Origin of the sequence: Thalassococcus sp. S3 (genome assembly GCF_004216475.1) — a bacterium.
GTDB lineage: Bacteria > Pseudomonadota > Alphaproteobacteria > Rhodobacterales > Rhodobacteraceae.
Genome location: NZ_CP022303.1, coordinates 4,633,273 through 4,654,207, shown reverse-complemented (window position 1 = coordinate 4,654,207; position 20,935 = coordinate 4,633,273). Strand labels below are relative to the sequence as shown.

At 58.8% G+C, this 20,935-nt stretch carries 20 protein-coding genes; 17 read left to right on the top strand and 3 right to left on the bottom strand.

Annotated features, from left to right (window positions below; genetic code table 11):
* The first annotated feature begins 15 nt into the window (after positions 1-15).
* Genes CFI11_RS22655 through CFI11_RS22645 form a run of 3 tightly spaced genes read left to right on the top strand, consistent with a single transcriptional unit; the run spans position 16 to position 2,967 of the window.
* Positions 16-732: a methyltransferase gene (locus CFI11_RS22655; protein WP_130409749.1), complete on the top strand. Its 717-nt coding sequence runs from the start codon at positions 16-18 to the stop codon at positions 730-732.
* Complete coding sequence (locus CFI11_RS22650; protein ID WP_165390381.1) at positions 729-2,330, top strand: transporter substrate-binding domain-containing protein; 1,602 nt, start codon at positions 729-731, stop codon at positions 2,328-2,330. The genes CFI11_RS22655 and CFI11_RS22650 overlap by 4 nt, the downstream gene beginning before the upstream one ends.
* Positions 2,331-2,334: 4 nt before the next feature.
* On the top strand, positions 2,335-2,967 hold the full coding sequence (locus tag CFI11_RS22645; RefSeq protein ID WP_130409747.1) for a hypothetical protein: 633 nt from the start codon (positions 2,335-2,337) through the stop codon (positions 2,965-2,967).
* A 34-nt stretch (positions 2,968-3,001) separates the two neighbouring features.
* Here CFI11_RS22645 and CFI11_RS22640 read toward each other — a convergent pair whose 3' ends face one another.
* From CFI11_RS22640 to CFI11_RS22630, 3 genes are all read right to left on the bottom strand, one after another.
* Positions 3,002-5,101: an adenylate/guanylate cyclase domain-containing protein gene (locus CFI11_RS22640; RefSeq protein ID WP_130409746.1), complete on the bottom strand. Its 2,100-nt coding sequence runs from the start codon at positions 5,099-5,101 to the stop codon at positions 3,002-3,004.
* Between the two features lie 124 nt (positions 5,102-5,225).
* Positions 5,226-6,488, bottom strand: coding sequence for a cyclopropane-fatty-acyl-phospholipid synthase family protein (locus CFI11_RS22635; RefSeq protein ID WP_130409745.1), 1,263 nt, complete (start codon positions 6,486-6,488; stop codon positions 5,226-5,228).
* Positions 6,489-6,534: 46 nt separating this feature from the next.
* Positions 6,535-7,854, bottom strand: a complete 1,320-nt coding sequence (locus CFI11_RS22630) for an NAD(P)/FAD-dependent oxidoreductase (protein WP_130409744.1) — start codon at positions 7,852-7,854, stop codon at positions 6,535-6,537.
* 487 nt (positions 7,855-8,341) lie between these two features.
* Between CFI11_RS22630 and CFI11_RS22625 the strand changes: the two genes are divergently transcribed.
* The 14 genes from CFI11_RS22625 (at position 8,342) to tssC (ending at position 20,930) form a co-directional block, all read left to right on the top strand.
* Positions 8,342-9,823, top strand: coding sequence for a phospholipase D family protein (locus tag CFI11_RS22625; RefSeq protein ID WP_254448993.1), 1,482 nt, complete (start codon positions 8,342-8,344; stop codon positions 9,821-9,823).
* A gap of 240 nt (positions 9,824-10,063) precedes the next feature.
* Positions 10,064-10,543: a PRC-barrel domain-containing protein gene (locus CFI11_RS22620; protein ID WP_130409742.1), complete on the top strand. Its 480-nt coding sequence runs from the start codon at positions 10,064-10,066 to the stop codon at positions 10,541-10,543.
* A gap of 220 nt (positions 10,544-10,763) precedes the next feature.
* Entirely contained in the window at positions 10,764-10,925 is a 162-nt protein-coding gene (locus CFI11_RS22615) for a DUF1328 domain-containing protein (protein ID WP_130409741.1), read from the top strand.
* Between the two features lie 37 nt (positions 10,926-10,962).
* Positions 10,963-11,238, top strand: coding sequence for a hypothetical protein (locus CFI11_RS22610; protein WP_130409740.1), 276 nt, complete (start codon positions 10,963-10,965; stop codon positions 11,236-11,238).
* A gap of 88 nt (positions 11,239-11,326) precedes the next feature.
* Complete coding sequence (locus CFI11_RS22605; RefSeq protein ID WP_130409739.1) at positions 11,327-11,842, top strand: hypothetical protein; 516 nt, start codon at positions 11,327-11,329, stop codon at positions 11,840-11,842.
* On the top strand, positions 11,829-12,224 hold the full coding sequence (locus CFI11_RS22600) for a phage holin family protein (RefSeq protein WP_130409738.1): 396 nt from the start codon (positions 11,829-11,831) through the stop codon (positions 12,222-12,224). Before CFI11_RS22605 ends, CFI11_RS22600 begins: the two co-directional genes overlap by 14 nt.
* Positions 12,217-12,975 (top strand): hypothetical protein, encoded by a 759-nt coding sequence (locus tag CFI11_RS22595; RefSeq protein WP_130409737.1) that lies wholly within the window; start codon positions 12,217-12,219, stop codon positions 12,973-12,975. The genes CFI11_RS22600 and CFI11_RS22595 overlap by 8 nt, the downstream gene beginning before the upstream one ends.
* Positions 12,976-12,981: 6 nt before the next feature.
* Positions 12,982-14,001 carry an AI-2E family transporter gene (locus CFI11_RS22590; protein ID WP_130409736.1) on the top strand — a complete coding sequence of 340 codons (1,020 nt, stop codon included), beginning with the start codon at positions 12,982-12,984 and terminating at the stop codon, positions 13,999-14,001.
* Between the two features lie 270 nt (positions 14,002-14,271).
* Positions 14,272-15,318, top strand: a complete 1,047-nt coding sequence (locus CFI11_RS22585; RefSeq protein WP_130409735.1) for a peptidoglycan-binding protein — start codon at positions 14,272-14,274, stop codon at positions 15,316-15,318.
* A gap of 5 nt (positions 15,319-15,323) precedes the next feature.
* Positions 15,324-16,202, top strand: a complete 879-nt coding sequence (locus CFI11_RS22580) for a DUF3365 domain-containing protein (protein ID WP_130409734.1) — start codon at positions 15,324-15,326, stop codon at positions 16,200-16,202.
* Positions 16,203-16,217: 15 nt separating this feature from the next.
* The gene (locus CFI11_RS22575; RefSeq protein WP_130409733.1) at positions 16,218-17,507 is read left to right on the top strand and encodes a serine/threonine-protein kinase; all 1,290 of its coding nucleotides are present in this window, start codon (positions 16,218-16,220) and stop codon (positions 17,505-17,507) included.
* Positions 17,508-17,804: 297 nt separating this feature from the next.
* Positions 17,805-18,830, top strand: coding sequence for a type VI secretion system protein TssA (tssA, locus tag CFI11_RS22570; protein WP_130409732.1), 1,026 nt, complete (start codon positions 17,805-17,807; stop codon positions 18,828-18,830).
* Between the two features lie 37 nt (positions 18,831-18,867).
* Positions 18,868-19,422, top strand: a complete 555-nt coding sequence (tssB, locus tag CFI11_RS22565) for a type VI secretion system contractile sheath small subunit (protein ID WP_130409731.1) — start codon at positions 18,868-18,870, stop codon at positions 19,420-19,422.
* Positions 19,422-20,930 (top strand): type VI secretion system contractile sheath large subunit, encoded by a 1,509-nt coding sequence (tssC, locus tag CFI11_RS22560; protein ID WP_130409730.1) that lies wholly within the window; start codon positions 19,422-19,424, stop codon positions 20,928-20,930. Before tssB ends, tssC begins: the two co-directional genes overlap by 1 nt.
* Positions 20,931-20,935: the final 5 nt, after the last annotated feature.

Here is a 20,935-nt window from a genome sequence, read left to right as displayed (position 1 = left end):
GTGGAGTGTCAATACATGTCAGAGTCCCAACTTGCGCCGCCCGTGAGGGCGACACGCACGCCCCTGTTTGAGCCAAGTGAATATACCTCGCTTATCTTGTCCTTTTTGCGCGACCGACCAGAGATCGTGAGGGGGCGGAGTGTTTGTGAAATCGGCTCGGGAAACGGAGTGATTGCTGCGCAGGCCGCGCTTTTGGGCGCCCGCAGACTGACGGTCACGGATGTCGAAGATCTGGGGCTTGAAGCGGCCCGGGACTGCATCGCATCGATAGACACGCGGCCGGACAGTGTTGAATACGTGCAAGGCCCCGTCTGGGAGCCGCTTGCGGGCCGGACCTTTGATTTGATCCTTGCCAACCTGCCGCATTTTCCCTGCGATGCGCTGCACCTGCCGCATCGGCTTCCGACTTGGGGCGCGGGAGGGCCGGATGGTCGTGCTGTTCTCTATCCGTTTATCGCGGGCCTTGACCAGCATCTGACGCGGGACGGAGTGGCCGTTTTTACCCATAACCGGTTTATCGACCTTGACCGAACCCAGGCAATGATCGCGGCTGCGGGGCTGCGGATGACGACATCCCACGATATCATCGTCCCTCTGCCAGCGCAGAAAGTCGCGGCGTTGACGCCCGGAATTCTGCAGCGCAGCCCCGACATCTTCCGCATCGGAGAACATTGCTTTGGCCGTGTCTGCCTTGCGATTGTGAGCCGCGCGCCCTTTGGGGCGTTGCAGTGATCCGCGCGCTGAGTGTTGCCGCGCTTCTGCTTGTTGGATCGTTACCTGCCCAGGCACAAGACGCGGCGACGCTGCTGTATGAGGCAAGGGCTCAGGTAGAAGGATTGGCAGATTGTGAGGCCCAGCCGGACCAGGATCGCTTGGAAGAGATCCTGTGTGCCGACACGATCCGTATCGGCGTGCGCAGCGGATATCCGCGATTTGCCGAAAACCGGGGCGGCGAACGGTCGGGATACGAGATTGATCTGGCCCGCAAGGTCGCGGACACCTTAGGCGTCGAAGCGGAGTTGGTACCCGTCACCCCGGTGACCCGCATTTCGGCACTGTCGGACGGGACCCTTGATCTGGTGATTGCAACGATGGGCCACAATTCGGTCCGGGACGCGAATGCGCGCTTTATCAGACCGCATTACTATTCCAGCGAGACCATCCTCATCGGTGATCGGCGTTTGCCGATTGCGACATGGGATGATGTGTCGGACAAGACGGTCTGCACCACTGTCGGCAACTTCGCCAACGCGCTTTTGGTGGAGCGTGTGGCCCGCGTCATGCTGTTCGACACGCCCGCGCGCTTGCTGGAAAACCTCGAGGCAGGAACCTGTTCGCTGATCGTTCAGGATGACAGCGTGATGGTCGATGCCTTGGCAAGCGACGATTTCGGTGGGCGGTTCGAGCGCAAGCTGGGCCTGTCGGAGATCCCATGGGGCATGGCCGTCGGGCTGGAGGGTACCGAACGGTTGGCTTCGGTGCTCGATCAGATCTCGGCGCGGTTTCACGCGGATGGCACATTCCTTGAGATGGCAGAGAGCCACGGGATCGTGCTTGGCTTTCTGCTGCGCATGCAAGACACGTGGAACCAGCCCTTTTGCATGCAAGCCCCTGCAACCTGCATGCTGCCACCGCTGGATACGACCTTGGCCGAAGGTCCGGTGAAAGTCGCGGTGGCCGGATTTCAGGACTGGCTGAACGAGACCTTTGGCGTGCTTTACAGTCAGTTTGCCTGGGATTTGCTGGTCAACGGGGCGATCATTTCGTTGATAGCGGTGGCGGGTGTATTGGTCGCAACCCTTGGTATTGCACTGCTTTTTGCCTGGGGCCTGCTGGCGCGAAATCGTGTGTTGCGCGGCGCGCTGCATCTGCTGATCGTTGTGTTTCAGGGCAGCCCGCCGATCCTGATCCTGGTCTTCGTCGCGGCCTTGGCGAATGCAATTCTTCTCTACTCCACGGCAGTTGCGCTTTTCGTGGCGATTATTTCGATTGCGCTCGTCAACGGTGCCTTTGCCGGTCAGGGGATCGCGGATGCCTGGCGGTCCCTGGGCAGCCGGATGAGCGATGGCAAGCGGATGCGGCATGCCATCGTGCGCGCAGCCCCGCAGATCGAAGCCTTTCTGACCAACGCAACACGCGGCATCGCCGCTGCGAGCTTTGTCGGTGTGGCGGATCTGACCAACGCGCTGAATGACATCGCGTCCTTCTCGCGCAGTCAGGTCGTGACCTACTGGATCCTTCTGATCTTTTACATCCTTGTCGTGATGGCGGTCGTTCGGCTTTCCCGTGCCCTGAACCGCGGTCTTGAGCGTGCGTTGGTCGAGGGGTGATGCGATGAATTTGCCTTTCTCCGACGGGTTCGCTCTGCACTTTGCGCAAGGTCTGATCATCAACTTTCAGATCGCATTCATGGCGTTGATCCTTGGTTTGGCGCTGGGGGCCTTGCTGGCGGCGATACACAAATCGCGCCTGCCCGTGCTGCCGCGCATCACGGATCTGTCGATGAATGTGCTGCGGGCGATGCCTGTCTATATCGCGATGTTCTTTCTGGCTGGTGTGATGCGCCCCTATTATTCGGCCCTGGAAGACTGGTTTGACGATCCCGGCATCGTTTTCGTGACCCTGGCGTGCCTGCCTTACATCTGCTCTTATGCCTACGATCAGGTCGGCGATGCGATCCTTCAATGGCGCCGTGGCGCCCATCGGGCCGCGCTTTTGCTGATCCCCAACATGGTGCGCGCCTTTCAGGTCCTGGTGTCCGCATCCTGTTTCGGGGCGGCTATCGGAGTGAACGAAGCCATGAGCGCGGTGCTGACCGAGGCAGAATTGATCGGAAACACCCCATGGCGCTATGTGCTATTTTTGCTGATGATCGTGCTTTTCGTGATCCTGATGCAGATCATCGTGGTTGCAAGCCGCTGGGTCCATCGCATGATCGAACGGAACTATGCCGATGCGCATGCCTAGCCTCGGCACACCTGAAGCAAATCGCCTTTTTTAGCTATGTCCGGTTCGAAGAAGCCAAATCGTCCTCTAGCTGATCCAGAGCGGCGCGCGCCACACCGTCGTCGGGGAAGTCTTCGAGAATGGCACGATAAAGCACTTGCGCCTCCTCAAGATCACCCGCTGCCCGGCGCGCATAGGCATCCCGGCTGCGCAGGGCAAGGCTGAGGGTTTGTTCGTCGGGTTCAAACTCTGCCCCGGCTTCGAAGGCGCCCAGCAATTCGTAAATGGTGACGGAGCCGCGCCGCCCCTTGATGGTCACGTCTCCGATCGGGCGGGTGCACAGGATTTCTCCGGCCTCCCGATAGACCGTGTGGCTGATGCAGATGCGCGTGCCGTAGGTCTTGTTCATGGCCTCCAGCCGCGAGGCCACATTCACCCCGTCGCCCAGAACGGTATAGCTCATCCGGTCGGCGGACCCGATATTGCCGACAAGAACGGCATCGCTGTGAATGCCGATGCGCACGTTCAGCGGATCCATCCCGCGATCCATGAGATCCTGGCCAAGGCGCTTTACCTCGATCTGGACACGCAGCGCCGCCAGGCAGGCGCGTTTCGCGTGATCCTCAAGCAGCGTGGGCGCCCCCCAGAAGGCCATCACGCCGTCGCCGATGAACTTGTCGATGGTGCCGGCCTCATCGTTGACTGCGCCGGTCAGGATCGACAGGTAATCCGACACCCGCATCAAAAGCTCACGCGACGGCAGGTTTTCGGATTGTTCTGAAAACCCCTCGATGTCCGAGAAAAACACCGTAAGGAAGCGGCTGTTTCCCCCGATCTCAAGCTTCTGCTCAGATTGCAGAAGCTGGCGCACAAGGCCGACCGGAACAAAGGAGGCGAAGGACCGGATGGCGGTGTCCAGCGTGCCCACCGCGCGCGATAGAAGGGCAATTTCGCGGATCCGGACGGTGGGGAGCGGAGGCAGCGGATCAGGGCTAAGATCACGGATCTGTTCGACATCGCGCACCAGCATTTCGAGAGGGCGGGCGATCCGCTGGGCGAGCAGCCAGATGACAAAGATCTGCAAGATCGTCGCCCCGATGCCAATCATCAGCATCCGGCGATTGTTGCTTGCGATTTCGGTGTTGAAGTCGGCCATCGGGGCAATGACGAAGACCTGCCAGGCCTTGTCCTGCACCGTTGTGATCGGTTTCAGCGATGCCAGATAATCCTGCCCGTCATATTGCAGAAGAAAGGGCTCACCGTTCTCATCGCCCCGGGGCCGCTGACCATAGGCAACCCCGACAATCGGATCGGGCCATTCGGTGATATGAGGCAGGCGCAGCGCACCCGCGCTGTCCGGAAAGACGGCGGCCTTGTCGGAATTGGCCAGTACATTGCCGCGCTGGTCCAGGATGAAACTGGCGGAGGCGGGGCTGACGCTTTGCCGGGCAAGGTAGGCCGACAGGCTGTCCAGCGTCAGGTCGATGGCGGCAATCCCGCCCAGTTCTTGGTCCCAATAGATCGGCGCTGCCACGGTAAAGCCCACCAGCCCGAGCGCCGCAAAGACGTCCGGGTCCGAGATCGTGACCTCTCCTCCGTCGCGGGTGACCTCGTACCACATGCGCAGACGGGGGTCGTACGCCGTCACATTGCTGAGTTGCCCAAGCGGTTCGCCCTGCGCGTCCTCGAACGCATAGGTGTCGATCCGCGTCCCCGTGCCGTCCGCCGTGATCCAGCGCCGGGCAAAGACGCTTCCGGGGGGCAAATCCTGATCATTGACGCGCTGACCGGTCTGCATCCGCCGCGCCTGAAGAAAACTGCCATCCGCCTCCAGCCCGACATAGGTGCTGAGCACGCCCGGCGTGCCGAGCGTTACAGAGGTCAGATAGTCTATGGCGCTGCGTTCCAGATAGAAATCTGCTTGAAGGGAGCCTGCGATCGCGGCGCTTTCTGCCTTTGAGACGACCTCCCGAAAGAAGTTTTCGATGCTTTCGTCCACGTCCGCCTGATACAGCGCGATGCGTTCGATCGTGTCGTCGCGGACCAGTTTGCTGCTGGTGAAGTAGCTATATGTGAAAACGCTCAGGAAAACGGGCACGGTCAGAACCAGAAACAGCGTCAGAATGGTGACACGAAGGCTGGGCGCGCGCATCATGCGGACCACCCGGGCATCTGGGGTCTTGCTTTATTGCGTGTCACTGCTGTCTTGTCCGGTCGGTGGCATGGCAAGTCTATGCGGGGCGTGGGCCGCAGTCACTGATTTCCTGCACAAATACGGCTCAGTTTTGCGCGTGGTCGTAGATCACCTGCCGCACGTCGATATTGCCAGCGCGAAACCCGGCTTCGCAGTAGTGAAAGTAATAAAGCCAGAGGCGTTTGAAACGATCATCAAAGCCCATTGGCGCAATCTCGTCCCAGTTCTGAAGAAACGCGGCGCGCCATTCACTGAGGGTGCGGGCATAGCTTTCACCAAACACCCGCTCCGAAATTTGGTCCAACCCCGCCTCATGGCCAAGGGTACGAAGGTGGGTCGGCGTTGGCAGCATGCCCCCCGGAAAGACGTAGTGCTGTATGAAATCTGTCCCGCGTCGGTAATGCTCGAAGTACTTCTCCTGGATCGTGATAACCTGCAGCCCTGCGCGTCCTCCGGGTTTGAGACAGCGGGCAAGCATATCGAAAAAGTCTGGCCAGTATGCCTCTCCCACCGCCTCGAACATCTCGACCGAGACGATCCGGTCGTATTTTCCATCTTCTGCCCGGTAGTCCCGTAGTTGTAGATCGACAAGGCCGGCGAGGCCCAGGCGCTCTATGTGGGCTCGCCCGAACTCCAGCTGTTCCTGACTGATGGTCAGGCCGGTAACTTGCGCCCCACGCTCTTTGGCGAGGTAAGCGGCAAAGCCGCCCCAGCCGCAACCGATCTCTAGCACTCGTTCGCCAGGTTGAACTCTAACTGCGTCAGCGAGGGCCGCGTACTTGGCGCGCTGGGCGGTTTCAAGATCTTCGGCGCCCGTTTGGTAAAGGGCGGACGAGTAGGTCATCGAAGGATCGAGCCAAAGCTCATAGAAGGGATTGCCCAGGTCATAATGGGCCGCGATGTTTCGGCGGGCCTGGGTTTTGGTGTTGCGATTAAGCCAATGCTGAAAGCGCAGCATAAGCCGCGCGATGGGATTGCTGTCGATCCGCTCGTGAATGAGATGCGCGTTGTAACAGAAGAGTTCGAGGAAGCGGGTCAGATCGGTTGAAGACCACTCCGCGTCCATGAAGCCCTCGGCCACACCGATATCGCCGCGACGGATCGCCTTGGCTATGAAATCGTAGGATCGGATCGTGATGTCCGCCGACGGTTGAGGGGTCGATGTCTCGATGCGAAAGCACGCGCCGCCGGGCAGGGCGATATCCAGGGTCCCATATTCAAGCGTCGTCAGAATGCCAAGCGCTTGCCGCACCATTGCGGGAAGATGCCGGGTCAATGCCTTGCGATTTTCCGCGGTCAGAAGCTGGGCGTCTTGGGCGGGCAGAGGGATCGGGTCAATGAGGGTCATGTCGTCACCGTTCTGCATGAGAGATCCGCCAGATCAAGTGCTTGGGTCAAATGGAAAGATGGTTGGGATAAGCGCATCGCGAATGTCCGTCCTCTACCTGCCAGGGTATGCGTGCGCCAAGGGCCTCAGCGGCCATCAGGCCCGACCGAAGCCCATCCTCATGAAAGCCGAACCCGGTCCACGCCCCGGCAAAGTGAATGCGGCCTGAGCCCTGTATCTCAGGCAGGCGTTGCTGCGCGGCAAGGGCCGCTGCATCAAACTGCGGATGGTCATAGCTGGTCTTCAGAAACAGCTTGTCCGGAGCGGGTGGAACCGGCGGGTTCAGTGTGATGAAGACAGGAAAGGCGGGGTCGATATTCTGGAGCTTGTTCATCCAGTAAGAGACAGAGAGGCCGGTGCGATCACCACCCGCGCGGGCCGATGCCATGTAGTTCCAGGCCGACCAAACCTTGCGCCGACGCGGCATCAGGCGGGCATCGCGATGCAGATAGACCGTGTTCGGGCGATACCTGACGTTGGACAGCACCGACGCCTCGGCTGCGGTGGCGTCTTGCAGGACCTGCAAAGCCTGATCGCTGTGGGTGGCGAGGATGACGTGATCAAACTGGCGGCTTTGGCCTGTGGTATCCGTCACCATGACCCCGCCGCCCTGCCGTCTGACTTCGGTCGCCTGCCGGCCCAGAAACAGTCCGTCGCCCAAAGGTCCGGTTAACTTGGCAATGCTGTTTCGGCTACCGCCTGTTATCGTGCGCCACTCCGGCGGGCGGATCTGAAGCAATCCATGTTTCGCGAAGAACCGTACGAAGCTTTCCGCCGGGAACATCATGATCTGAGCATCCGGCGTGGACCAGATCGCCGCGCCCATGGGGGCAAGATAGTCCTCGATGAAACTCGGTGGGTAACGTCCGGCCTTCAGGTAGTCGCCAAGTGTCAGCCCGGTCAGGGCACCGCGCCTTAGATCTGCCAAAGCGGTCCGGTTGAACCGCAAGATGGCCCAGAGCATGCGCAAGAAACGCGGCGAGACAAGATTGCGCCGCTGGGCAAACAGCGCCTCAAAGCGATCGCCACTCCATTCCAGAGCGCCATCGCCGACGGAGACCCCGAAGCTCATATCGCTCCACTCCGTCGCGACGCCGAGGTGGTCAAAAAGCGCGGTCAGGTTTGGATAAGTCTCTTGATTGTAAACGATAAAGCCTGTGTCGACAGCAGTGGGCGTCCCGTCATAGTCGATATCCACGGTGGCGGAATGTCCACCAGGCCGATCCCGTTTTTCATAAAGCACCACGTCATGAGGGGAGAAGGAATGCAGCGCCCATGCAGCGCCACTGCCAGAGATGCCGGATCCTATGACTGCGATCGACACCATATCCTGCTCTCTATGTCGTATTGCACAACCTTTGTTATGTGTTTTCCGGATCGAGTGGAATGCGTTTGGCCGCGATGCGAGGCAAATGAGGCCTCTTTCACGTTCACCTCCGGGCGGCAGGCGGTATGGGGACCGCCCAAGGAACCTCACTGGATGCCGAAACGTTCCTGAAAGAGGTTTTTCGCAAATGAAAGAAACCACCATGCCTGATTTGATCTTTTCAGCGCTTCTTGTCGCGATGTTCCCTCCGATCATCGCCCTCGCCGTCCACATATCCAAACCGATCTGCGCATTGTCCAAGTCCTGATGCGATCGCGTTGGCATTTCGGGTGAGATGACAGACATCCACGGCGCCCTGCCGTATCATTGCCACTGATGCGACGCGCCGCTTTTCACTTGCCCGGTCGGACTGGCTTTTCCGTGTCTGGTTCCCTTTATTGTCAACAAACGTCACCAGGCCGAGTGATCCATGTCGCAAAAGTCCCCAATGCCGAAGAACGACGATTTCTCGGTCCTTACCACCGCTCAAGAGGCCTGGCCGGCCTTCGAGGCTGCCGTGTTGGATGCAGAGCAGGAGATCTCTGGCGGTTTTCGCATCTTCGACTTCTCCACCAAGCTGATCAGTGAGAAAGCGCGGGCCATCGGTGACACATGGTTTGATCTGATCGAACATGTGGTGCGCAGGGGGGTACGCTTTCGCCTGGTTGTCAGCGACTTTGACCCCGTCATGGCGACGCCCCTGCACGAAACAACGTGGCGCACCATGCGCCAAGCGGCGGCCTTGGCCGAAGTGTTGGGCCCCGAAGCCGCGGAGCGGTTCATCGTTGTTCCGTCGATGCATCCGGCGCGGGCAGGTGTATTGCCGTGGCTGACATTCCTGCCAACCGTGCTGGCCAAAATGCGCGCGCGGCTCCGCACGCTGAACAAGGCGCGTCTGGAGCGTCAGGCAATCGGGCTTGATCCGCAGGCCTTGCCGACGCTGAACACCGTGTCGCATCACCAGAAGATGGCAGTGATAGATCGCCAGGTTCTTTATATCGGCGGCCTGGATCTCAATCCCCGCCGCTTCGATACCCCCGATCACGACTGTATCGCTGCAGCGACGTGGTCAGATGTTCAACTGCTTCTGCGAGGCGATGAGGCCGAAGAGGCCGCCCAACATCTGGACACGTTTCTGGATGAGATCTCTGGCCGCAAACCTGCGCGGCCGGGGCGGCATATCCGGCGCACGCTTTCGGCCCCGCGCAGAGTAAATGTCTGGGCGTTGTCCCCCCGCACCCTTTTGCGCGAGATCGAGGAGGATCATGTTCAAGCCTTCCAAAAGGCGCGGCACCTGATCTACATTGAAACTCAGTTCCTGCGCTCAAGCATCATTGCGGATGCGCTGATCGCGGCGGCGGAGGACCGAGCGAAGCTGTCCCTGATCCTGGTGCTTCCGGCCGTGCCGGAAGACGTGGCATTTGAAGGCAATCTGGGGCTCGATGCGCGCTATGGGATGGCGCTTGGCGCCAAGAACGTCCAGCGGGTTCAGGCGGCATTCGACGGGCGGGGATGCATCGCCACGCCAGTTCTGCCCCGGATGGCCGCGCGCGATGCGGTGAGCGTTCTGGCTGGCTCTCCCATCATCCACGTGCACAACAAGGTGCTGATCTGCGATGATGATTTCGCGATGGTGGGCTCGGCCAACCTGAATGGACGGTCGATGCGGTGGGATACGGAAACGGCGCTGCGCATCACCGAGCGGGACCGGATCGATAAGCTGTGGCGGGCCTGTTGCGCCCATTGGTGGAGCGATCTGCCCGAGGAGGGCCGCGCCATCGAGACGGCTGCGGCCTGGTGGCAGACGGCTGTGAAACGAAACACCGTCAGCTTGCCGGAACGGCGCAACGGATTTCTGGTGTCTCATGACGCGGAAAAGATGCAGGACTATCAACAGCACTTGCCAGGCGTGACCGAAGACATCGTGTGAGCGATTTCAGCGAAGATCAGGCGCTTGCGGATGCAGTCCGGCCCAACCGGGGCCAAGGGATGAGAGGCGCGTTCCTGCAGGATCGTTAGAAGATGGATTTACCTTGGCTTCCGTAGGTTCAAGGGTCGTCAAGATCGGAAAGTCAGCGCTTGGGAGTTAAAATTCCAAATGACATCATTTTACTGGAACTTTAATCGTCTTCATCTGTTTGTTTTTCGTAGATATTATGGGAGACTTGAAATGAAACTGATGACGACAACTGCCGTCGCCATTGCACTCGCTGCGACTTCCGCTTTCGCCGGCAATATGACGACGAAAACGGAAACCGAGGCTGCGAAAGCGGCTGAGAGTGCATCTTACGAAATGGATACCGCTGAACTTATTCGTTCGCGTGATATCACAGGCGGTACTGTTTACACCACAAATGCAAACGACAACTCGTGGGATTCCTGGTCGATGGCGCCGATGCATGACGCGGTGAGCGATGAATGGAGCCAAATTGGCCAAATCGAAGATATCGTGCTGTCCAAAAAAGGGCAAATGATCGGTATCGTGGCTGAAGTTGGCGGTTTTCTCGACATCGGTGACAAGCATGTCATGATCCCCGTTGAAGATGTCAATCTGGTCGCCGTCGATGACCAATCATACGCGTTCGTGACGCGGCTGAGCGAAGAGCAGCTGGAGTCGATGGAAGGCGTCGATGAAGGTTTCTGGAACTGACATCAGAACTTCTTGATCTGCAGGGCCGCCGTTGGGTGGCCCTGTTTGTTATGACAACCAAGCGAAAGGCCCGGGCAGCACATGCACAAGCTTAGAGGCTGAAAACAAAATAAAAATAAGGCTCAACCAAGCAGTCCTGGGCAACGGGGGAACTCTTTTGCCCGGCAAGGCGTTAACTACATAGATCGCGCTCTGGAGCGCTCACAAATGGAGATATCTCATGCTTGGTTGGGCTTTGACCTTCCTCATCGTTGCGCTGGTTGCCGGTATCTTGGGCTTTGGCGGTATTGCCGGAGCGTCGGCAGGGATTGCGCAAATTCTGTTCGTCGTATTTGTCGTCCTGTTTCTTGTTTCTCTGGTGGCACGCGCTTTGCGCAGTTGACGACCGCTTGAGCTAAAAACCGAAATTGGAGAAAGAAATGGCCGAAGCTATTCCAAATACTGAATGCAGCAGTAAAAAAGTATCTGTGACAAACAGTCAGCAAGATAAAGAATCGAATATGTCTTCCGACATATCTGCAGCTGTTGAAAAAGTGAAAGACGAGTTTGATGTCGCGCTGGCTAAAGGGTCAGATGAAATTGATCGGATATCCCAGCAAACCGGTAAATTTGTTCGCGATAACCCGGGGATTGCTCTTGCTGGCGCAGCCGGCCTAGGCTTGCTTGTCGGCTTAATTCTGGCGAAGCGTGATTAGCCGTTACGATATGCCGTTTTGGAAAAATCCCGGTCTTCAAGCCGGGTTTTTTCTTTTGGAACCTTAGTCATCGCAGCGCGTTGTTTCGATGATGGTTAATAAGAGGAGTTTGGCTATGACCGAGAGATCGGACTTAGGGACTGAAGCACGTGAGGCAGCCTCTGACCTTGGCCACCGGGCAGCAAACCTTGCCCGACGCGAGTTGCAGCAGAGGGAAGAGGACGCGCGCAGTTCGGCGGCACAACGCGTGCAGGAAGCTGCTGATGCGGCAGACGCCGCAGCCGAACAGTTTCCAGCGGGGAGCGTTCAGGCACAAGCTGTTCAGCAGGTTGCCGATCAGATCGAAGGGTTCGCGCATTCGCTGCGCACCACAGATGTCTCCTCCTCCATGCGCCAGGTATCGAACTTCGCCCGCGAAAACCCTGCCATTTTTCTGGCAGGTGCGGCGATCATTGGTTTTGCCGCCACACGTTTTCTTAAGGCCAGATCGCCGGCGGAAGCAGCATCGCAACAGGCTTTCAACGATCCTTGGACACGTGAAACCCCGCACGGCCCGGACGACATTGCCAGGCCGCAAGGAGATCGCAGCAATGGCGCATCATGATTTACGCGATGCGCCGGGTCATCTCGCTTCGACGGTGCGGCACTTGTCTTCTCTGGTCCAGGGCGAACTGGAGCTTGCCAAGGCAGAGATGAAACGCAATGTGTCGCGGGCCACCGTTGGGCTGGTCTTTTTCGGGATCGCCGCACTATTGGCGTTGGTGGCACTGAACGTTCTGGCATCCGCGCTGGTGGCGGCACTCGCCATGGTGGGGGTTCCCGCCGTTGTTGCCGCTCTTCTGGTGGGCGCGGGTTTGCTGATCGTTGCGCTTGTCTTGTCTATCGTGGGCAAGTCGCGTCTGAGCGCGGAGGCGCTTAGCCCATCTAGAACGGCAGCGAATATCTCCCGCGACATTGATACCATCAAAGAGGCAAGCCATGCGTGAGATTCAGGACATCGAGACACAGGTTGAGCGGGATCGCGCCGCCTTGGGTCAGTCACTCAACATGCTGACGGAAGTGACGAGACCCGACCGCGCATCGGCGGACATTTCCAACATTGCGCACGAATATGGTGGCGAGATCGGTCGCCAGGCTTGGCATGCGGCACAAAACAACCCCGCGGCGTTTGCCTTGGTGGGCGCTGGCATCGGGCTGCTGCTGACCGGAACGGGCGCGCGTGCGTCAAAGCCCGCGCCGACGCGCACCGCTGTCCCCCCAAAACAATCCATGATCGGTTTTGACGACCGCGTCGCTTCGGCGGATGCGGCGATCAAGAAGGAGATGTCAGGCATGACACAGGAAAAGTATTCTGCTTCGCAACTGAGAAAAGCAATGGACAAGGGTTTGGAGAGCTTGCCCGCACCGGCGCGCAAACGTGTGTTGCAAACACGCCGTGCCGCGGTGGAGGCACAGGAGCGTGTCGAAGCGAGTGTCGCCAAACTCTCATCAAGATCGAAGACATTCATGGATGACCAACCCCTTGCGGTTGGCGCCGTTGCCTTCGGTCTGGGTGCTTTGATCGGAGCGCTTTTGCCATCGACGCGGCGCGAAGATGCGCTTTTGGGAGAGCGCCGCGATGCGCTGATGAGGGCAGCCGAGGCCACACTGCGAGAGGAGATGAACAAGGCTCATGCAGCGGCATCGGCGACATTGCAGGACGCGACATCGGGAGACCAAAGCGCTGTCCGGTCGTAACTGAAAATGCTGCAGAATCTTCTAAGTGAACGCGCTGTCAGGATCGCGCTGCTTATCCTGGCCGCGATTTCACTGACGGCTGCCCTGAAATTCGCGCAGTCGATATTCGCGCCCATCGTCTTTGCTCTCGTTCTGGGGATCGTCGTATCACCCGTGGCCGAGCGTTTGACGAAAGCAGGCGTGCCAAGGGTTGCGATCGCTGTGTTCCTGCTGCTGCTGACCACAGGTTTCATGGGCGCGCTGATCATGCTGGCCGATCCGCTGCTCACAACCCTCGCTGAACAATTGCCTCGCCTTAAGCTCGCCGCTGAAGAATGGATTGCAATGATATCCAATCTGATGCGCGGCATCGAAACCATCAGTCAGGAAATAGAAAACTCGGTCGGGGCGGATGCGCTTGAACCGCAAGGGAGCATCCCGTCGGTGAGCGATGCGCTTTGGCTGGCCCCGAACTTTGCGGCGCAGGTTTTTGTCTTCATGGGCACGCTCTTTTTCTTTGTGCTGACGCGAGACGATCTTTACGCGGCAACGGGGCCGCTGGAGAGCCAGTTGAAGCGGGCCGACAGGGCGGTGTCGCGCTATTTTGGCGCTGTGACCCTTGTTAATACCGGCCTTGGCATTGTTACGACATTCGTCTTGATGGCAATCGGTGTCGACTATGCCCCCCTTTGGGGACTGGCAGCCGGGCTGTTGAATTTCATCCTCTATCTGGGCCCGATGATGATCGTGCTGGGCCTGCTGATGGCCGGCGTGGTGCAGTTTTCGGGACCGATGTCGTTGCTGCCCCCAGCCGCCTTTCTGCTGATCAACCTGACCGAGGCGCAGTTCGTCACCCCCATGGTGGTCGGTCAACGATTGGCGCTAAGTCCCTTGGCGGTCTTTCTGTCGATTGTATTCGGGTTGTGGCTATGGGGTCCGGTCGGTGCGATTGTCGCCTTGCCGGTGTTGCTATGGTTCGGGGTCCTGATGCAGCCAGGCGTGATCTCCCCATCCCGTTGGCGCCGTCGTCCGCCAGAGGCTGCGTAGTTCCTGCCTTTTTTCGTCACCTTCTGCGATCTTGCCCGATGAAAACACTGTGCGCCCGAAGCGCGCGGATCGTTGGAGACGGCAGATCACCGGCCGAGGGAAAGGGATCCTGAGATGCGGATGATCGCAGTCCGAGCAAGCGGAAAAGACCCTCCATCAGCCCGACGAACAAGGTCGTTTCCGTCCATCCTGATATGGCACCATAAGGTTTAAGCATTCGCCTCACCCGCCTGATGCAGACAGTATGCAGACAGTTCATGGAACCAGAAGGTGACTGTCTTGCTGCCTCTATGCCCAAAGACCTCCGGTGCGCCCTGGATCATCGCCGCAGCGCCTTGGCTTTTCGCCTTCACGCTCGGGTCTCTGGGCACCTCCGAGGCTGTTCCGGCTCAACAATCTCAAGCTGCGGAAGCTCCGGTCGCTTTGGTCGTGGCGGAGACTGGGTATTCGGCGCTTCCGGGATACCCTGAATGCGGCGCGTCGGCGCATGCGCTGGCCGGAGCGCTGGAGCATGTGGGCTTTGAGGTGATCGTGGCGAATGACACGACCTCGGGCGAGTTTTCAGCCGCGCTTATATCATTCCGCGCTCTGGCAAAAAAGCGTACCGCATCCGCCTCGCTTCTCTATTTCTGTGGATATTCAGCCACTTACTCGGGTCAGACCTTTCTTCTGCCCAGCTCTGTCCGGCTTGTGCGGGATGCCGATATCCTTGCCGAGGGCATTCCCCTGCGCGCGCTCACGGATGCAATGCGGATCGGGCCAGCTTTGTTTGATATCGCGCACAGGCCAGATGAAGATCCGACAGGCCCTTCGCCGTTCGAGGATATGCCGGATCTCGAACCCGCAGTCGGATCCGCCATCGCAATCCCCGCCGGCGAGGCAGCGCCGGGGGTATTGGGGGATGCTGCTGCAAGCGTGATCGAGGCCGCCGATGCGGATCTGTCGGTTGCCGGTCTATTGGGTGAGCTTTCCGCGACCGTTCAGACCGCGTCCTTATCTTACAGCGAATTCAAGACCCCCGGCATAGATCATCCGCTGATCGGCGGTAGCGGTCCGGAGACGTCCGAGCCACCTGTGCCTGCATCGCCGCAAAGACCGCCAGAAGTGGACGAGCAGGACACCACGCTGACCAAAGCGGATCGGCGTTTCATTCAACTCGAACTGCAACGCTTGCAGTATTACGACGGCCAGATCGACGGTGTATTTGGCCCGCAAACGCGCGATGCAATTACCGCATTTCAAATAGAAGCCGGCGCTGCGCCGACAGGCTTGCTGACGACGAGCGAGATCCGGCGCCTTCTTCAACGCAGCGAGTGAGAGCCATGGGACTAAGCGCCAAATTCAATTTGATGATGCTGGGGACCTTCGTGGTCGCCTTGGTCGTCTCAACCGGATTGTCCTATCTGCTGCTCTACCAGGACGCGCGTCAGCAGATCATGCAGGAGGTGGCGATCATGTCGGAACAGTCCGACGTGATCCGTGACTACACCGCAAGAGAGATCACACCGCTCTTGGCCATGCAGATGGAGGATACGTTTCTTCCACAATCCGTCCCGTTCTGGTCCGCGCATACGACATTCCGGAACCTTCAGGAGCGCTTTCCGAATTACTCGGTGGAGTTTCCGGCGATCAACCCGACCAACCCCGCAAACCGGTCCGATCCCTGGCAGGCCAACATCATCACGGAATTCCGGAATGACCCCGATCTCACGGAACTCGTGCGCGAGCGTGAGGAGGCGGGGCAACGCATTCTGTCTGTCGCCCGTCCCATCCGGATCGAAAACCAAGGCTGTCTGGCTTGTCACTCCACCCCCGAAGCTGCGCCAGCGGGCTATGTGGCGGTATATGGCCGGGACAATGGATTTGGCTGGCAGATGGATGAAATCGTCGCGGCACAAATTGTTTCGGTTCCGATGCAGGTGGCACTGGACCGTGTCGGTCAACGGATGAGCGATGTTGCAATCGGTCTGACCGTTATTTTCGGAGTGCTGGCGCTGATCCTGAACCTGTTGCTGCACCGCCTGGTGCTTTCGCCTCTGCGGCAGATCTCGGAGATGGCGGATGATGTCAGTCTGGGCAATCTCGATCGTGAAACCGTCGAGATCAGAAGCAACGATGAAATCGGTTCATTGGCACAGTCCTTCACGCGAATGCGCCGCAGTTTCGTCAACGCGATGAAATTGCTGGAGCCGGATGTCTAAACGCGAGGAGCAAACTTGGACGGCCACCCCGAGCATATTGGTCGCTACAAGGTCACGGGCCTTTTGGGCAGCGGATCCATGGGCACCGTCTATGCCGCATTCGATCCCGATATTCATCGCAAGGTCGCGATCAAGCTGATTCACCCGGATCTGCTGGCATCTGAAAAGGGGCCCGACAGGTCAATACAGATCCGCATCGAGGCCCAGGCCGCCGGGCGCTGCGCGCACCCCAACATCGTGACATTGTTCGATTTCGCGATGCAGGACGCCCGGCCATATTTCGTGATGGAACATGTCGAGGGCGCGACACTCAAGGATGTGATGCTTTGCAAAGAGCGTTTGCCGCCCAGCCGTGCCATTCCGCTCATGACGCAAATTCTTGACGGGTTGGATGCCGCGCACAAGCTCGGCATCGTGCATCGCGACGTAAAGCCAGCCAACATCCTGATCAACGATGAGGATCTGGTGAAGGTGACCGACTTCGGCATCGCAAGCCTTGCCCAGTCGGATCAGGCGGGTATGCCGGTTCTGGCCGGCACGCCGTCCTACATGTCACCCGAACAATCGCGTGGTGATCCCGTCGATGCGCGGGCGGATCTCTTCTCCGCGGGTGTCATATTCTACCAGATGCTGACCGGTCGGCGTCTTTTCGGTTCGGGCAGCGCCACCGAGATCATGCGGCGTGTGGCACACAACGAACATCCGTCGCTTGATGTCGATGACGTCCCCGATCCTTTGCGCGACGTCTTGCGCCGCGCGCTGGATACCGACAGAGAGCGGCGTTTTGCTTCGGCGAGCGAGATGAGCCAGGCATTGCAGGTCGCATGCAGGCCGCATGTGCCAGGCAGGATGTCCCTGACCGTTCCGGTTCCGTCGTCGATGCCCTTTGACGCCGATGTTCTAGCCGGTGTTGAAGACCGCCTTACCAGATATGTCGGACCCATCGCGGGTGTGCTGGTGCGCAAAGCCTCCGACAAGGCTCGCAGCATCGAGGACTTGTGCAAGATGTTGGCAGATGCCATTGACGATCCGCGCGCGAACGAGGCGTTTCTTACGGACGTTTCGCCCTACCTCGCGTCGGTTCAGCCCGCCAGAGCGACAGACGCTGAAGTCGATACCGAGATTCTGGCCGATATGCGGGCCGCGCTTGCGCAGTATGTGGGGCCCATTGCGGGCACGTTGTTACGCCGGGCGCTGGAAAAGGGCCTCTCCATCGATGAGGTGTGGGTCGAGCTTGCCGATCAGATAGAGGACGCCGGTGCGCGCGCCCGTTTCTTGTCTCATCGACATCAATGCATGCGCTGACGTGCCCTGGTTCGTGCAATAGGTCTTGCTGCGAATAAAGATGCATCGTCAATTTCGAATTTCCGCATGCTTAAAGGTGCGTATTCCCTGGTATTTGCGAAATATCGTGCATCTAAATATCCTGAATTGTGCATCATAGATTTAGGTATCTGTATACGTTGGCAGAAATACGCCGAGCTTGCACTATGCTTCCATACCAAATCTGCATTTAGGTCCAAGGCGTTCCGATAGATACGATCAGACAAGAAACAGGCGAGGCCGCTTTTGGCACGGTCCTGATTTGGAGAGCTGACTTAGATGGCCCTGGACAAGATCTCTGTTGCGCCGATCGAGGATGATCCGCCCTGCGGTGAGCCGCTGGACTACGATCTGGAATTTCTCGATCTTGAGATCATGGCGCGCGGCAAACCAGGCCAGCAGACCGACGGCGCATCGGTGCCTGGCGAACCACCGGATTGGGCTTCCGTTCTGTCCCTTGCCGAAAAACTGGCGGCGCGATCCCACGACATCAGGCTTGAGCTGTTGCTCAGCCGGGCAGCGCTGCAACTGGAGGGCCTTGAGGGCTTTGCAGCTGCGCTTTCAAGGATGGCGAGCCTTGTCGATACCTTCTGGACAGACATCCACCCTTGTCCGGAGGATGATGAGACCGATGAAACGATCCGTATCAATGCCTTGTCTGAAGTGGTTGATCCCGACGGGCTTCTAGGCGCGCTACGCGATCATATCCTTGTTGATTCACAAAGGTTTGGACGTTTCTCGATACGGGACTGGAACACGGCACGTCATGACGAGGACGCGCATGAGGATCTGCAGCGCATCGAAGGCGCCTTTGCCGAGGGGCCAACGGAAAACAACGACCTGACAGCAGGCCATCTTGCCGAATGCGAAGACGCGCTGAACCGTCTGGAAACGGCTGTCCTCAACCATGTCTCCTCGCATGAGGCGCCCGATTTTGCGCCCATATACACCGTCCTGTCCCAAATGCGTGCTTTGGTTACGCCTTATTGCTCGGAGGTGCCTGAGACATCGGAACCCGCAAGCGACGGGGGCGCGGAGGAGGGGCAGACAGGCGGATCCGCGGGACGCGGTCGCCGCGAGATCCAGAACCGCGATGACATCGTCGAAACGATTGATCGTATCTGTCGCTGGTACCGTCTGAATGAGCCTGCCAGTCCGATCCCGCTTTTGCTGAATCGCGCCCGAAATCTCGTTTCCAAGGATTTCATGGCTCTCATGGAGGAGCTTGCACCTGATGGGGCACCTCAATTCCGCCATTTGGCCGGTATTCAGAACTCTCCAGGGGAAGAACAGGAAAGTGCTTAATTCTCTCCGCTAATATCTTCAATCAGGAGCCGTAGAAATGGTGAAAGAAAGCAGTCAGAAATTTATCGCGCGAAATCGCGCGCCCCGAGTGCAAATTGAATATGACGTCGAGACATATGGCTCGGAAAAAAAGATCCAACTGCCATTTGTTGTTGGGGTCATGTCAGATCTGGTGGGCCGATCACAGATGCCATTGGCCGAGCTGGACCAGCGGCAGATGTTCGAGGTCGATGTCGACAACTTTGATGAACGGATGCGGGCCCTCAAACCGAGGGTGGCGATGCAGGTCCCCAACACTCTGACGGGCGAGGAAGCCATGTTCGTGGATCTGACCTTTGAAAGCATGGAGGACTTTTCGCCGGCATCCGTCGCAAGAAGCGTGGACAGCCTTGCCAAGCTTCTCGACGCGAGAAGTCAGTTGTCCAACCTGCTGACGTACATGGATGGAAAAGCGGGCGCTGAGGAGCTTGTCGGCCAGCTTCTGTCTGATCCGGAGCTGCTGCGCACTCTCGCTGCCACGCCCGGGGGTGAAGAGGAAGAAGAAGGGTCAACAGACGCAGCCAAAACAGCGCCCGACACGGAGACCGAGTGATGGACGAGCAAGCAGAAGCTGCAGTCGCCGAGGTCAGATCGGCACCGACGGTCGACTTTGTTGAAGCAGACGGGTTCGACGCCCTGCTGCAACGGGAATTCCGCTCACGGTCGGACCAGGCGCGGGAGGGGGTGGAGCGCGCGGTTCGTACCCTCGCGTCCGCCGCCCTGGACCAGCAGGAACTCATCGGCAAGGAGGTCATTCCGACCATCGAAAAGCTGATTGCCGCGATTGATGCAAAGCTGACCGGTCAGATCAACGAGATCATGCATCACGACGAATTTCAGCAGATGGAATCGGCTTGGCGCGGCCTGCATCACCTCGTCTACAACACCGAAAGCGACGAGACGATGAAGATCCGGGTTCTTCCGGTGACCAAGAAGGAGCTGTCGCGGTCCTTGCGCAAATACAAAGGTATCGCGTGGGATCAGAGCCCCCTTTTCAAACGTATCTATGAAGAGGAGTACGGCCAGCTTGGCGGCGAGCCCTTTGGCTGTCTGATCGGGGATTACTATTTCGATCACACACCCGTCGATGTTGAACTGCTGTCCAATCTCAGCCGCGTCGCTGCCGCGTCGCACGCGCCTTTCCTGTCAGCGGCGGCCCCCTGGCTTATGCGGATGGACAACTGGCAGGAGCTGGCCAATCCCCGCGACCTGACCAAGATCTTCCTGACCCCGGAACACGCCGCTTGGAACTCTCTCAGGGAAAGCGAGGATTCCCGCTATCTGGCGCTTACAATGCCCCGCATCCTTGGGCGGATGCCTTACGGCGCCCAGACCAATCCAGTGGATGATTTCGACTTTGAAGAGGACGTGGATGGCGGGGACAGCAGCCGATATCTGTGGTGCAACGCGGCCTACGCGCTTGGCGTCAACATCACGCGGTCGTTCAAGAAATACGGCTGGCTGTCCCGTATTCGCGGTGTGGAATCCGGTGGTTTGGTCGAACATCTTCCGGTGCACACCTTTCCCAGCGACGATGGGGGAGTGGACTTCAAATGCCCCACCGAGATCGCGATCAGCGATCGCCGCGAGGCGGAATTGTCCAAAGCCGGGCTTTTGCCGCTGCTGCACCGAAAGAACACGGAATACGGTGTTTTCCTGGGCGCGCAGACCCTTAACAAACCGGTCAAATACGACGATCCGGACGCCTCTGCGAACGCGGAGCTGAGCGCGCGGCTGCCCTACATCTTCGCGTCAAGCCGGTTCGCGCATTACCTCAAATGCATGGTCCGCGACAAAATCGGTTCGTTCAAGGAGCGGCACGAGGTCGAGGAATGGCTGAATAACTGGCTGCAGCAATACGTTCATCCGTCTCCGACATTGGCGAGCGAAGACAGCAAGGCTGAAAAGCCGCTCTCGGCCGGCAGGGTTGTTGTCGAAGACATCGAAGACAATCCCGGCGCCTACAGTGCCCGGTTTTTTCTGAGACCGCATTACCAGCTGGAGGGACTGACCGTGTCGCTTCGCCTGGTCTCACGCCTGCCGTCGGCGGGAAACGAATGAGCGGT

What these genes read in the sequence shown, in the direction of transcription:
- CFI11_RS22655 (WP_130409749.1), top strand. Translation starts at nt 16, where the DNA reads ATGTCAGAGTCCCAACTTGCGCCGCCCGTGAGGGCGACACGCACGCCC.
- CFI11_RS22645 (WP_130409747.1), top strand. Translation starts at nt 2,335, where the DNA reads ATGAATTTGCCTTTCTCCGACGGGTTCGCTCTGCACTTTGCGCAAGGT.
- CFI11_RS22640 (WP_130409746.1), bottom strand. Translation starts at nt 5,101, where the DNA reads ATGATGCGCGCGCCCAGCCTTCGTGTCACCATTCTGACGCTGTTTCTG.
- CFI11_RS22635 (WP_130409745.1), bottom strand. Translation starts at nt 6,488, where the DNA reads ATGACCCTCATTGACCCGATCCCTCTGCCCGCCCAAGACGCCCAGCTT.
- CFI11_RS22630 (WP_130409744.1), bottom strand. Translation starts at nt 7,854, where the DNA reads ATGGTGTCGATCGCAGTCATAGGATCCGGCATCTCTGGCAGTGGCGCT.
- CFI11_RS22625 (WP_254448993.1), top strand. Translation starts at nt 8,342, where the DNA reads ATGCCGAAGAACGACGATTTCTCGGTCCTTACCACCGCTCAAGAGGCC.
- CFI11_RS22620 (WP_130409742.1), top strand. Translation starts at nt 10,064, where the DNA reads ATGAAACTGATGACGACAACTGCCGTCGCCATTGCACTCGCTGCGACT.
- CFI11_RS22615 (WP_130409741.1), top strand. Translation starts at nt 10,764, where the DNA reads ATGCTTGGTTGGGCTTTGACCTTCCTCATCGTTGCGCTGGTTGCCGGT.
- CFI11_RS22610 (WP_130409740.1), top strand. Translation starts at nt 10,963, where the DNA reads ATGGCCGAAGCTATTCCAAATACTGAATGCAGCAGTAAAAAAGTATCT.
- CFI11_RS22605 (WP_130409739.1), top strand. Translation starts at nt 11,327, where the DNA reads ATGATGGTTAATAAGAGGAGTTTGGCTATGACCGAGAGATCGGACTTA.
- CFI11_RS22600 (WP_130409738.1), top strand. Translation starts at nt 11,829, where the DNA reads ATGGCGCATCATGATTTACGCGATGCGCCGGGTCATCTCGCTTCGACG.
- CFI11_RS22595 (WP_130409737.1), top strand. Translation starts at nt 12,217, where the DNA reads ATGCGTGAGATTCAGGACATCGAGACACAGGTTGAGCGGGATCGCGCC.
- CFI11_RS22590 (WP_130409736.1), top strand. Translation starts at nt 12,982, where the DNA reads ATGCTGCAGAATCTTCTAAGTGAACGCGCTGTCAGGATCGCGCTGCTT.
- CFI11_RS22580 (WP_130409734.1), top strand. Translation starts at nt 15,324, where the DNA reads ATGGGACTAAGCGCCAAATTCAATTTGATGATGCTGGGGACCTTCGTG.
- tssA (WP_130409732.1), top strand. Translation starts at nt 17,805, where the DNA reads ATGGCCCTGGACAAGATCTCTGTTGCGCCGATCGAGGATGATCCGCCC.
- tssB (WP_130409731.1), top strand. Translation starts at nt 18,868, where the DNA reads ATGGTGAAAGAAAGCAGTCAGAAATTTATCGCGCGAAATCGCGCGCCC.
- tssC (WP_130409730.1), top strand. Translation starts at nt 19,422, where the DNA reads ATGGACGAGCAAGCAGAAGCTGCAGTCGCCGAGGTCAGATCGGCACCG.